General features: G+C 40.6%; 12 protein-coding genes. 6 read left to right on the plus strand and 6 right to left on the minus strand.

What is annotated here, in order from left to right; all coding sequences use genetic code 11:
• The first annotated feature begins 90 nt into the window (after positions 1-90).
• From aroC to AC1DO4_RS22520, 3 genes are all read left to right on the plus strand, one after another.
• The gene (gene aroC / locus AC1DO4_RS22510) at positions 91-1,197 is read left to right on the plus strand and encodes a chorismate synthase (RefSeq protein WP_477419817.1); all 1,107 of its coding nucleotides are present in this window, start codon (positions 91-93) and stop codon (positions 1,195-1,197) included.
• Between the two features lie 428 nt (positions 1,198-1,625).
• Positions 1,626-2,864: an MFS transporter gene (locus AC1DO4_RS22515; protein ID WP_477419818.1), complete on the plus strand. Its 1,239-nt coding sequence runs from the start codon at positions 1,626-1,628 to the stop codon at positions 2,862-2,864.
• 1 nt (position 2,865) lies between these two features.
• A complete protein-coding gene (locus AC1DO4_RS22520; protein WP_477419819.1) occupies positions 2,866-3,492 on the plus strand; it encodes an HAD family hydrolase in 627 nt (208 codons plus the stop codon).
• On the opposite strand, the gene AC1DO4_RS22525 is transcribed toward AC1DO4_RS22520, so the two are convergent.
• Together AC1DO4_RS22525 and AC1DO4_RS22530 are read right to left on the minus strand one after the other, a co-directional pair.
• Entirely contained in the window at positions 3,489-4,007 is a 519-nt protein-coding gene (locus AC1DO4_RS22525; protein WP_477419820.1) for a DinB family protein, read from the minus strand. The two genes, AC1DO4_RS22520 and AC1DO4_RS22525, sit on opposite strands and share 4 nt — an antisense overlap.
• A complete protein-coding gene (locus AC1DO4_RS22530; protein ID WP_477419821.1) occupies positions 4,007-5,035 on the minus strand; it encodes a glycosyl hydrolase in 1,029 nt (342 codons plus the stop codon). Before AC1DO4_RS22530 ends, AC1DO4_RS22525 begins: the two co-directional genes overlap by 1 nt.
• A gap of 213 nt (positions 5,036-5,248) precedes the next feature.
• On the opposite strand from AC1DO4_RS22530, the gene AC1DO4_RS22535 reads away from it, so the two are divergent.
• Positions 5,249-6,688, plus strand: a complete 1,440-nt coding sequence (locus AC1DO4_RS22535; RefSeq protein WP_477419822.1) for a L,D-transpeptidase family protein — start codon at positions 5,249-5,251, stop codon at positions 6,686-6,688.
• Positions 6,689-6,742: 54 nt separating this feature from the next.
• Here the strand turns inward: AC1DO4_RS22535 and AC1DO4_RS22540 are convergent, their stop codons facing one another.
• The 3 genes from AC1DO4_RS22540 to AC1DO4_RS22550 all read right to left on the minus strand — a co-directional run bounded on the left by AC1DO4_RS22540 (position 6,743) and on the right by AC1DO4_RS22550 (position 11,492).
• Positions 6,743-7,528, minus strand: a complete 786-nt coding sequence (locus AC1DO4_RS22540; RefSeq protein ID WP_477419823.1) for a murein L,D-transpeptidase catalytic domain family protein — start codon at positions 7,526-7,528, stop codon at positions 6,743-6,745.
• A gap of 768 nt (positions 7,529-8,296) precedes the next feature.
• On the minus strand, positions 8,297-8,878 hold the full coding sequence (locus tag AC1DO4_RS22545) for a nitroreductase family protein (protein ID WP_477419824.1): 582 nt from the start codon (positions 8,876-8,878) through the stop codon (positions 8,297-8,299).
• A gap of 181 nt (positions 8,879-9,059) precedes the next feature.
• Positions 9,060-11,492: an alpha-ketoacid dehydrogenase subunit alpha/beta gene (locus AC1DO4_RS22550; protein ID WP_477419825.1), complete on the minus strand. Its 2,433-nt coding sequence runs from the start codon at positions 11,490-11,492 to the stop codon at positions 9,060-9,062.
• Positions 11,493-11,628: 136 nt separating this feature from the next.
• Here AC1DO4_RS22550 and AC1DO4_RS22555 point away from each other — a divergent pair, with 136 nt between their 5' ends.
• Both AC1DO4_RS22555 and AC1DO4_RS22560 read left to right on the plus strand, forming a co-directional pair.
• On the plus strand, positions 11,629-12,027 hold the full coding sequence (locus AC1DO4_RS22555) for a DUF1573 domain-containing protein (protein WP_477419826.1): 399 nt from the start codon (positions 11,629-11,631) through the stop codon (positions 12,025-12,027).
• 437 nt (positions 12,028-12,464) lie between these two features.
• Positions 12,465-12,695 carry a hypothetical protein gene (locus AC1DO4_RS22560; RefSeq protein WP_477419827.1) on the plus strand — a complete coding sequence of 77 codons (231 nt, stop codon included), beginning with the start codon at positions 12,465-12,467 and terminating at the stop codon, positions 12,693-12,695.
• Between the two features lie 9 nt (positions 12,696-12,704).
• On the opposite strand, the gene AC1DO4_RS22565 is transcribed toward AC1DO4_RS22560, so the two are convergent.
• A complete protein-coding gene (locus AC1DO4_RS22565) occupies positions 12,705-13,175 on the minus strand; it encodes a hypothetical protein (protein WP_477419828.1) in 471 nt (156 codons plus the stop codon).
• Between the last annotated feature and the right edge of the window lie 89 nt (positions 13,176-13,264).

Consider the following 13,264-nt stretch of genomic DNA (forward strand, 5'->3'; position numbering starts at 1 on the left):
ATCCCATACTTACAGAGTGGATTTGCATATTGGGGATTGCTTCGTTCCCCGCAATGACGTTATTAATTATTACATCTTATATCTAACAAAATGGCAGGCAATTCATTTGGGCAAGTATTCAGGATAACCACTTTTGGCGAGTCGCATGGCGAAGCTATCGGGGTAATAATTGACGGCTGCCCTGCACAATTAGTGGTGGATATTGATTACATACAGGGCGAGCTGGATAAACGTAAACCCGGCCAGTCAAAGATCACTACGCAGCGTAAAGAAAGTGATACAGTAAAGATCTTATCGGGTGTATTTGACGGTAAAACCACGGGTACCCCTATTGCCATGCTTATTCCAAATGAGGATCAGCGTTCAAAGGATTACACCCATAATGTAGATGTATTCCGTCCATCCCATGCCGATTATACTTATCAAACCAAATATGGCATTCGCGATCATCGTGGCGGAGGGCGCTCCTCGGCCCGCGAAACCGCCGCACGTGTTGCTGCCGGGGCATTAGCAAAACTATTGCTTAAAGGCCAGGGAATAGAGATTGCCGCCCATGTTAGCGGTGTAGGTAAGATAGAAGCACCTAATGTTAATATCAGCAACATCCAGGATTTTATCGATGAACGGGAAAAAAACATTGTTCGCTGTGCCGATCCGGCTACGGCTGAGGAAATGATAGAATTTATTGACAGCGTGCGTAAGGATGGCGATACCGTAGGTGGCAAAGTAAGCTGTTACATAAAAAACTGCCCGGTCGGCTTAGGCGACCCGGTTTTTGATAAACTGCACGCCGACCTGGGCAAAGCTATGCTAAGCATCAATGCCGTGCATGGTTTTGAATTTGGATCGGGCTTTGCCGGCAGCGAAATGCGGGGATCTGAACATAATGACATCTTCGTTAAATCGCATTTAGGAGATATAAGTACCATCACTAATTTTTCGGGTGGTATCCAGGGTGGTATCAGTAATGGCATGCCCATAGAGTTTAAAGTTGCATTTAAACCGGTTGCTACCATCATGAAAAACCAGGCTACTATTGATAGTGAAGGTAACGCCGCCGAAATATCGGGTAAAGGCCGCCATGATCCTTGTGTGGTGCCGCGTGCTGTGCCTATTGTTGAGGCCATGGCTGCCTTGGTACTGGCCGATCATTGGCTGAGAAACAGGAATTCGATTTTGCCAAAGGGAGAACTTTAATAAAATATTATTCATTTTGATCTTCTGTCAGCATTTATCGCGGTCTTAAAACTTGGATATTATTTGATTTTTTTGTAAATTTGTATATAACCAAACAGGGCGCTTATCTAACAAGATAAACGCCCTGTTTCATTTAAAATGAAAGCTCTTTAAATTCATTACTTCATATATAACCATCTGATTACAAATACAATAACCATAATTAAGCGATTATCAAAGGGAAACCAAAGGGGGTATGGCAGGTACTTGTAAGGTGATCCGCAGGTGCCTGAAAGGTGTGTCAACGGTGTATGCAAAGTACCGTTTTTGAGTTCCCAAAAGTACTTCTAAAAGCTTTCCGGCCAGAACAAAGAATATTCATTTTTTTTGCTAATGTTGATAGTAAAATGGCAAAGCTATAGGCGGGTATTGCCTATCTTTACATGGCAATGTTTACCCTTCTTATTCAATCATACAAAAAAGCCTATAGCGGTCTATCTAAAAACAGCTGGTACCTTAGCATGGTGATGCTCATTAACCGGAGCGGTACTATGGTTGTGCCCTTTATGAGCATTTACACCATTCAGCAGCTGCATTTTACTATTGTACAATCTGGATGGATCATGGCTATTTTTGGCATTGGAGCTATTTCCGGGGCATTTATAGGCGGGCGACTGTCGGATAAAATTGGCTTTTATGATATCCAGGTTGGGTCATTGCTGCTTGGCGGTGTAATGTTTATTATTTTAGGTTTTCAGCATACTTTTATAAGTGTTGGCATAGGCACTTTTATTTTGAGCATTTGTAATGAATCTTTCAGGCCGGCAAACTCCGCCGCTATAGCGCATTACAGCAGCGAACAAAATACAACCCGCTCCTACTCCCTAAACCGGCTGGCTGCCAACCTGGGTTGGGCATTTGGCGGAGGATTAGGTGGTTTATTAGCTTCATACAGCTACCATTCGCTTTTTTGGGTTGATGGTTGTACCAATATTTTTGCCGGGTTATTACTATTGATATTGATGCCACGGTCAAAGATTAAAAAATCAGTAAAAGCAATTACGGAAGCTGTTATATCAAAATCCGCCTATTCAGATCACATTTACCTGGTATTTATATTATTAGGCACATTGTTCTCTATCTGCTTCTTCCAGTTTTTTATTATGCAGCCTGTATTTTATAAAATACAATGGCATTTTAACGTGCGTTTTATAGGTTTCCTCCTGGCATTAAATGGAATAATCATCGTTCTTATCGAAATGATATTAGTACATAAACTTGATGGCAAAAGAGATCCCCTTACGTATATCAGGATTGGTGTTTTAATTTCGGGCTTAAGTTTTGTATTATTGAATATATTGCCTCATACTGCTTTTGTGGCTATATTCATTGTAACATTAATGACCCTGGGCGAAATAATCAGCATGCCCTTCATGAACACATTTTGGCTTAGCCGTACCACCAACACTAACCGTGGCGAATATGCAGGCCTTTACAGTATGTCGTGGTCTGCAGCACAAATCATAGCGCCGGCGGTTGGAAGCCAGATTATTGCCTACGGCGGCTTTGATACATTATGGTGGATATTAGGAGGCGTATGCCTGTTTGTATCTACCGGGTATTATTTTTTAAAAAAATTCAACATAAAAAACAAAGAAGCTGTTATCATAACCGATCAAACTATTTAGTATGAAAAAGGCAATTATATTAGATCTGGATAATACTATATATCCCGTGAGTTCAATTTCGGATAATTTATTTAGCCGTGTGTTTGAATTTGTTGACAGCCTTGCAGAAGAAATAGGTTTGGAGGAGGTAGAAAAGCTAAAAGAGGAAATGAAAAGAAGGCCTTATCAACAGGTTGCCGAAAAGTTTAACCTTAGCGACGCCGCAAAAAACAAGGGTCTCGATATGCTTAAAAATCTGGAGTATACCTTGCCTATGCAGCCCTATGAGGAGTATAAACACATCAGCGAAACTAAAATTGATAAATTTTTAGTAACTACCGGCTTTACCAAACTGCAGTGGAGCAAAATAAAATTATTGGATATCGAGGAAGATTTTAAAGCGATTTATATAGTTGATCCTGAAGTATCTACCCAAACTAAAAAGGATATTTTTGCGATGATCATGGCTGCTAATAATTATCAGCCCGAAGAGCTATTGATTATTGGTGATGATCCTGAATCGGAGATAAAAGCAGCGTCAGCCTTAGGCATCGATACATTTTTATTCGATCCCGATAACAGGCATCAAAATGCGATGGTAACACACTTTTCCAAAAACCTTAAGGATGCTGTAGCTGTATTTTCTTAGACCGGATTTTCGCTCTTAAGCACTTTAACAGTAACCAGCAATTGCCCTATATGACGCATGGTATGCTCGGCCGCGTGTACATAAAGGCCTATTACCGTTGAAGGAACCTGGGAACGACCTACTCCCCTTACTTCTTTTAAAGCTGATTCATCTACTTCATATAATTGCTTCAACGCTTTGTCAACCTGCAAGTTAAATTGCTTCACAAGTGATGTTACATCTAAATCTCCATCCGGTTTTCCTTCGGCCGACAAATATTCAAACTGCCTCTCGGTAAGCCCCTCTCCTTTTGCATAAGTAAAAAGCCTGTCTAATACGCCCGTTAAATGCTGCAAATGAAACCCCGGTGAAGCCATCCCATAAACGTTCTTCCATAACAATATTGCAGGAAAATCATACAGCAATTCATTAAGCTCTTCCCTTGCCTGCAAGAGCGCATGGGCTACCGGCTGTACCAGTGCAGGCATGTCACTTAATGGCCCATGTAGCCAAACTTCTGATAATTTATCTGCCATTATTTCTTTTGGAGCATTGTTTTAACCTCATCATGGTTTAGGGTTTGCGGTAGCCCATATACCTCTTTCACCCTTTCGTGGGTGTTGTCAGTCCATAACCAACTTGTCCACACCATAAACCAGGCCCATTCGGGTTGTGCTGCCAATACCGCTGTATTGGGCAGTTCTCCTGTTTCGCCCAGGCATATTATTTTACCATTGGCCAGCTTAAGCAATTCGTTATAATCCTTTTGTTCATAATCAAAATGGTATACGTCTGATCCCAGGATATCCACATAATTGGCTCCCGGATAATATAATTTATAGTCATAAGCCTCATCCTGAGGGATATCACGTAAACCGTTTGCACCCCAAACCCATATCAGGTTGTTTAAATGATGATAGTTGGTATAGCGGTCGTACATCATTTTCCACAACTTTTTAATTCCATTCTCACCTTTTTTGTCACCCCACCAAAACCAAACACCGTTCATTTCATGGTATGGCCGCCATAAAACAGGCACATGCGCATCGCGCAGCTGTTTAAGATAACCAGCTTCCTTATCTATATCAGCCAGCCACTTTTGGTTTAAGGGTGTGTTAGGGGTTACCAATTCTGTCCATTGGGCTTCTGCCAATTCACCCTGGATGCTTTGCTTCCAGTCATATGGGGGATTATCAGTTGGTCGGCCCTGGTGCCACATAATGGTAACAAGGTAACCATCGGCCCATTTTTTTATAGCTTCGTCCACCAGTTTTTGGCCAAGGTCTTTATCTCCCCACAGCATGAAATCAGAACCCCAAAGGGCAGGATATTTCCCTGTTATGGCTTTGGCACTGTCCGAAAATATGGTCAGATCACTGTTGTAATTTTGTTGGCCCGACAGAATGTGCTTACCTTTAATTTCATATAAAAAAGATAATAGGCTCACGGCTTCGGGCGATGCGTCTTTATTTACTGGTTTAAAGCCTTGAGAAAAAGCTGAAAATGGCAGTAAAAAAACTATAATAATCGAGAAAAATGTGTGTTTTATTGAGATTATTGACATAATTATTTCAATGTTGCTGATAAATTGTCCGATTTCAAATTTAATTAAAAACTTACAGGCTTTGTGGTATGGGTATTGCTAATCATAAGACTTATTTAACTAAATTTGATTATGCCCTCCGTCACGAAAAATAAAAACTTTCCCTCCCTTATATTGCTTTCATTGTTTGCTTTATTGTTCACTTTTCAAAGCTGTAAAAAAAAGCATTCTGAAATGGCCGACGATCTTTTCAGGATAACGCATAATAAAGTTTTTAAAGATGTTGACCCCGAAGCCTATGCCGAGGTATTTAAAAAAGAGCTGGCTGCCGAAAAGTCGAAATTAGCCAATGAATCGGTGATAGAAGCATATTATAAAGCCAATGATTACCAACCAACTTTTGTATTAAACCATTTAAGTAATGGCGACCTGGATGCCATACCTCAATATTACACTAAAGCTAATGAACATGGCCTGGATTCAAACCTGTTTCGGCCTAAAAAACTGAAAGCTTTAATTGCTAAATTTCATGATAAAAATGGGATTAAAACAACTGATGAGGCATACCTTACCCTGGCAAAATTGGAGTTACTTACGGCAAGCACACTTACAAAATACACCAATGCGCTGCAGTTTGGAGTAATTAACCCTAAAAAAATCTACTCAAGATATTTTACAGCAACAAAACGTCCCGACAGCACCTCGACGAAAGCTGTGTTTGCAGCTGCAAGCATTAAAAATTACCTGGATAGTATTCAGCCAAAAAATCCACAGTACATTGCCTTACAGAAAGTTTTTATCAGCGGCGAAGCATTACCCGGGCTGTCAAAAGAAGAAACACAGCGCTGTTTAATGGTAAACCTTGAACGTTTACGCTGGCGAAATAAACCATATGAACCTAAATATGTGTATGTTAATATTCCCGACTACCGCCTTGATGTATTTGAAGATGGTAAGTCTGTATTAAACATGAAGGTTTGTGTTGGCCAGGGGCGCAACATGGATAATAAAGAAACGCTCATCAACTTTGGCGATACTGCCAAAATTGATAAACCATTTCCGCGCGAAACACCTCAATTAGGTAGTTTAATACACAGTGTGGATGTAAACCCAGTTTGGAATATACCGCAAAGCATAGCCACCAAGGAGATCATTGTTGAAGCGGCCAGGGACAGGTACTACCTATCGAACAAGAATATCGACGTATATAAAAATGGCGACTTAGTTGAGGATCCTGAAGATATTGACTGGTCGACCATAACAAAGGATAACCTTGACTATGATTTTAAACAACGCCCGGGTGCTGATAATTCCCTGGGTACGATCAAATTCCTGTTTAAGAACAAGAGCAGCGTTTACCTTCATGATACCCCTGCAAAAGCTGCTTTCAGGCAAAGTATGCGCGCCGTGAGCCATGGCTGTGTGCGATTGGGAGATCCGCAGGCATTGGCTAAGAACCTTTTTGGCGAAGGTGAAGACCTGGACACCATAATAAAGGATATGAGCGAGGATAACCCCGAGCCCACAAATATCTCATTACCTAAAAAAACACCTATATACATAACTTATGTTACCTGCTGGGCTGATGAAAATGGCACCTTGCAATACCGGCCCGATGTATATGGATTGGATATTGTGCTTTATGCTCACCTTCAAACAATCATGGGGAAATAAAAAATGCCCGGTTGGTTAAGGCCGGGCATTCAGGTTTATAATTGGATAAGGTACTTAAAGTTTCGCTATATCAAATGATGTAGAATCAGCTGCAACCTGGTTTAATGGCGCGGTTTCATCCAGGTATTTTGAAGTGTACCTGTCATCATTACCGTTGATAAAAAACACCGATTTCCCCTGGATAGTATTGATAACAAAATCAGCAACATTAGGAGAAACAGCAGGGCAGCCAAAACTGCGGCCCAACCTACCCAACTGGTTAATTGCTCCCTGGCTAACATAATCGGCAGCATGAACAACAATACCCCGTTGACGGGCACTTATGTTAAATCCTTCATCCATACCGTCCAAATGTAAAGACCGGCCGTGTTTACCCATATAAACATCATCGGCCAGGTAAAATCCCAAACTGCTTTGATGCGAATCGTTACGATCAGAAAAACGGTTTGCCATTTCCATGCCGCTTCCTTCACCGTGTGCTACCCAGGTATTTAGTAAGAGTTGTTTGCTAAATAAATTAATTATCCACATACGTTTTTCGCGGCTCGGTTTGGTAAAATCAACAACCGTAAGCACCGCAGTATTTTGTGATAATTTATGAGCGAGTTTTAAATTGGTATAACCGGTAACTGCTTTTTCAAACACTTCGAAAGCTAACCCCGATTCCTGTAAATTAGCTGCAAGATAAAGGTTATTAACATACTGGTTAAATAGTTCTTTTGCAGACAGACTTTCATTTACCCCTCCTTTTAGTTTGCCTGAACCCGGCGATCTCCAACCAATTATAGTTGCTGAGAAAAATAAGACCGCTAATGTTAAGCACCAAAAATACTTCCTCATACTTGTTTTGAGTTTAATTTTTAATCAATAGTAAAATCAGTAAAAGGCTTAGAATTTAGGATCTTGAACGGAATTAGGTACCGAACAATTACAAATGTATAATTTTCTATTTAAAGAAAAGTCATTTTAAAATATTTTTTTTCTACTAAAATGAAAGTTCTTTATGAATAAAGAAAATACAAGTCCGTTTTACGAGACGAAAAAGCAAAAGGTTTCCTCTAAAAATTTATTTCTTATTTCGGCGAATCGCCATAAAGACGATTCCTATTATAATGACGGGCAACCAAAGAAAAAAAGAATACATTCCAGCTTTACTTACTAAGAGGCTGTCTAAAAATAAAAAAACAAATCATCATTGCAAGTACCGACCAGCCGAGCTGGAAAAAAAGTAATGACATGTATGGGTACCACAATCACCCGTGATCGTCATTGCGAGGAGGTACGACGAAGCAATCCCCAAAATACAGAGCGGATTTGCACAGCTACTCTGTAAATCGGGGATTGCTTCGTTCCTCGCAATGACGGGTTTATGTGTAAAAAATACATATTGATAATCAATAACTTACAATCATATCATTATAAGGTACGAAGCAATCCCAAACTATACCGAGCGGATTTGCAAAGCTACTCTGTAAGACAGGGATCGCTTCGTACCTCGCAATGACGCGTGGATATGTGCTTAATTAGAAGTCTAAAACATTAATAAATTAAATTTAAACAGCTTCTTAAGCCGTTCTTTTAGTGTTATCAATCAGTAATCGATTTACCTTACTTCACCCATTTTACCTTGTTTTCGAGGAGGATGTTTCTTTTTCCCTCCGGACGATGATCTGAATAACCAAGATACAATGCCCCTATTACCTGGTCTTCATCGCGCAGGAGTAAAAAATCTTTCATGACTGGCTTTAGTATTAAGCCGCCGGTGCTCCAGAACGAAGCCATATTTAATGCAGTAGCACCAAGTAATATATTTTGAACAGCGCTGGAAACAGCAGCAACTTCTTCAACGGGAGGAATTTTTGGCAAGTCGCCACGCTGCATAATAACAATAATTATATGCGAAACCTTATCACCCTGGTGAAGCAAATTATTAAAAACAGTTTCATTAAAATCTTCGGGGATTACACTTTGCTTATATAATTCTGCATGTTGCTGGCAAAACTTAGCGGGGTTTTCGTATACAACAAAGCGCCAGGGTTCGGTAAAACCGTGGGTAGGCGCCCAATCGGCAAGCTCAAGCAAAGCTGCAATGTGGCCGTTTGGCGCTTTATGCCCGTTCATCATATTGGGTTTGATGCTGCGGCGTGTTTGTATGATATTGGATATGGTTAAAAAATTGACAGAATTCATAGTGCTTGTAATTGAAAGAAAACGCTCTCCCCAACACGTCATTGCGAAGCCCCACCCAACCCTCCCCGGAAGGGAGGGCTTTAAAAAACCCCGAAGATCAAAGTCTCCCCAACCGTGGGAGATTTAGAGGGGGCTCATAATTCGTGCCTTGCAATGACGGTATTATAAAGTTTTTATTTTGTTAGTAAATCGCCGGAAATTTAGCCGGGTTTGCCTCGCTCATAATAGCATAAACAGCCTCAACAATATCATCAAACGATGGTTTGCTAAAGTAATCACCATCGGAGCCATATGGAGGGCGGTGTTCTTTGGCAGTCAGCGTCCGGGGTTGCGAATCCAATGAATAATATCCTTTTTGCTCTTCTACTATTTGTTGAATAATATAGGCCGAAGCAGCTCCGGGTACATCTTCATCAACAACAAGCAACTTGTTGGTTTTCTTTAACGAATTACTACAAACATGCTCTGTATCAAAAGGATATAATGTTTGTGGATCAATAACTTCAATGTGAATACCCATCTTTTCCAACTCTTCGGCGGCTTCTAAAACGATGCGTAAAGTTGACCCGTAAGATACAACCGTAACATCGGCACCCGCTTTCATGATCTCGGCTTTGCCTAAAGGCACGGTAAACTCACCAACATTGGCGGGTAACTTCTCCTTTAAACGATAACCATTAAGGCTCTCGATAACCAACGCAGGCTCATCGCCGCGCAACAGGGTGTTATACATACCAGCTGCCTGAGTCATATTGCGCGGTACACAAATATGAAAACCACGCATCGAACTTAATATCATACCCAATGGCGAACCTGAATGCCAGATACCTTCCAGCCGATGCCCGCGGGTACGTATAATAAGCGGCGCTTTTTGTCCGCCAAAAGTGCGGTAGCTTAGGCTGCCAATATCATCACATATAACAGTTATGGCGTATATGAGGTAATCAAGGTATTGTATCTCGGCTATTGGCCTTAAGCCACGCATAGCCAGCCCCATACCCTGCCCTATTATAGTAGTTTCACGAATGCCGGTATCGGTAATACGCACGTCGCCATATTTGCTTTGCAGCCCGGAAAATCCCTGGTTAACGTCGCCTATAGCACCTACATCTTCACCAAACGCAACTATCGTTTTATCGCGCTCAAAGTTGGCATCAAAGCAGGCGTTTAATACCTCGCGGCCATCAATCAATCTTGCATCCTCATTGTAGGTAACAGGTACCACCGGAACGTACAAAGGTGATTGCGGAGTATCGGAGAAAAGTTTGGTATTATAACGGACGTTATTCTTGCCGTTCTCGGTATTTAACCAGTCAACCAATATTTGCCTTTCTGCAGAGTCTTCGTGTACAGTAGCCCTAAGGGTTTTACGTATGGCCGATACAATATCCTTGCGCCCGGCATCATAGCATTTACGCAACGTGCTTACAATATCTGCAACCTTATCTTTAACTGAAACACCTTCCGCAAATTGTTCAATCAGTTTCGCGGCTTCCTCCAGTTCGGTATTGATTATGTTTACCACTTCACTGGCTGCTTCGCGCTGGCACTCACGTACATATTTTTTTGCTTCGGCTTCCAGTTCATCCAACTCCTGTTCTGTCGAAATAGCCGATGTTACCATCCACTGGCGCATTTTCAACAGGCAGTCGTTTTCATCCTCCCAGGTTAAACGCTCTTTTGTTTTGTAACGTTCATGCGACCCGGAGCTTGAGTGGCCTTGCGGCTGCGTCATCTCAATAACGTGTATCAATACCGGCACGTGCTCTTCCCGGCATAAAGTTATTGCACGGGCATAGGTTTCGCAAAGCGCAATGTAATCCCAGCCTTTTACTTTAAATATTTCAAAACCGTTTGAGCCATTTTCGCGCTGAAAACCTTTCAGTATTTCTGAAATATCCTCTTTAGTTGTTTGAAGTTTGGCCGGAACAGAAATGGCATAAGCATCATCCCATATAGAAATAGCCATTGGTACCTGCAATACACCTGCGGCATTAAAGGTTTCAAAAAATACACCTTCGGATGTTGCTCCGTTACCTATAGTACCAAAAGCAACCTCATTGCCATTAACAGAAAATTGTTTAAGGTATTCCAGCTCTTTATTCTGACGGTATAGCTTTGAGGCATAAGCCAACCCCAGCAAACGCGGCATATGACCGCCGGTTGTTGATATATCCGATGAACAATTCATCGTTTCGGCCTGGTTTATCCAGCTGCCATCGGCATTTACAAAACGGGTTGCATAATGGCAATTCATTTGCCTGCCGGCAGATGAAGGGTCTTTCTCTACATCGGGATGAGCATAAAGCTGTGAAAAAAACTCTTTAAGGTTGCTCATACCCGTAGCAAACATAAAAGTTTGATCGCGATAATAACCCGCACGCCAGTCGCCTGCACGAAATGCCTTTGCCATAGCCAGTTGCGCAACCTCTTTACCGTCACCAAAAATACCAAACTTAGCCTTGCCCGTTAAAACTTCTTTCCTACCTATTAAACTGGCTTGCCTGCTTTCGTAGCCAATACGGTAATCATCAATCACAATCTTTTTAAAATCATCAAAACTGAGCTCAGCAGAATCAAATTTACTGGTCGCACGTATTGCTGTTCCGGGCATATAAAATTTTGTTTAGACGGTAAAATTATAAAATTCTATTCTGTAATTGGTATAGTAACATTTAAAACATGAAGTAATGCCAATAGTTTTGTTATTACATTAAACCTTTTATATTTGTGTTAATCAAATATAGCATATGAAAAAGATATTAATGATCTGCGCAGTGGTTTTAGGTTTTGCCTTTACTGCATCGGCACAAGATAACCAAAAAGCCGAGTTTAAATTTAACGAGGAAAAGCACGACTTTGGTAAAGTACCACAAGGCACGCCCGTTACCACTGTTTTTGAATTTACCAATATTGGCAAAGAGCCACTTATACTTACCGAGGTAAGGCCAACCTGTGGTTGTACCATTGCCGATTACACCAAAACTCCGGTAAAAAGCGGCGATAAAGGATCAATAAAAATCACTTATAATGCTGCTGTTGCTGCGCCGTTTAACAAAACAATAGTTGTTAAATCAAACGCTGTTACACCAGAGAAATATTTGAATATAATTGGCGAAGTTGTTGCTAAACCAGCATCGAGCAGGTAAGCCCCACCCAAACCCTCCCCGGAAGGGGGGCATAAAGAAAATATTGAACACCGCTTTGCGGTGTTTTTTTTTGCTTTTATTTTGACAATGCTAATGCACAGAAAAATAAAATAGTCACCCCTTTCGGGAGAGATTTAGAGGATCGCTTTTAAATATTTAGAGGCTCAAACGCCGGAAAAATCTATTAAATGAAACTGCCTGACACAGCATATTGGCAAATAGCGATGGGTTTGAAACCCATCGCTATGGTGAAAGTTTTAATTTGATTTTAAAAGCGATTCGGGGTAGTGTCTCAGTTTGAAATATATTCTTCGTAAAGATTCATAAACATTACGTGTGCCACCTGCAATGGAAGCAGGTTTAATAAAAAGGCTTATGACTATTGAAGATCTTGTTAGGCTCACAGATTAAAAATACCTTTAAAATGTATGACGAAAATGGATGCCATAAATTTGAGAGATAAAAGCCTTCCTGAATTGGTAGGAATGCCAATTTTTGACGAGTTGCACCCCGATTGGGCAATAGTTGATAAACTTGTTCTATTTTATTCAAAATTATTCCCAAAAAGCGAAGGCAAAACATACACTCATAAAGAGGTAGTATTTAAAGTTTGCATAATGGCTTTTGTTGAATGTATTTTGATTGGACAAATTGTATCTTCTTTGTAACCAAATAAATCATTTGCTGCGTGGTCTATAAATATCCTGCACAAGCATTTTTAGGGTTGTATTGCCAACGTTTTTTCCAGAGTCTGACAGTGGGCCACTAATCAGTGCCATGCCTGTTGGAAAGGTAAGTGTGTCCTGCCTTCCTACTGCCTTAATAAATAAAGCAATTTTTCCACCTTGAAGAACATAGACAGTATGATCGGGATGATTATGTAGTGCCCATGACTCTCCAGGCTTTACGGTAAACACGTACATTTTTATATTCAACGTATCACCGAGCTTTTTTGTAAATTGTGGGCCTACAGTTAACGCGTCCATAGCCGGATCATAGGCAGGCATGGAAGAAGTGTCATTTTTAGTAACAATTGATGCTGTATCCTTTTCATTTTTTCCCGAAGTTGTTGCCGGTTCATTACAGCCAATAAGAAATAAAGCTGAAGCCAACACCAAAAAATGGATGTTGTTTGTAATTTGTTTCATGGCTAAATTTTTTAAAATGGATAAAAAGAAAAGTAATTTACAAAAATTATTTTATTCAAAAAATACTTTTCGCCAATAAATTAATTTTC

The sequence above is a fragment of the Mucilaginibacter sp. P5_A6 genome (assembly GCF_056400585.1).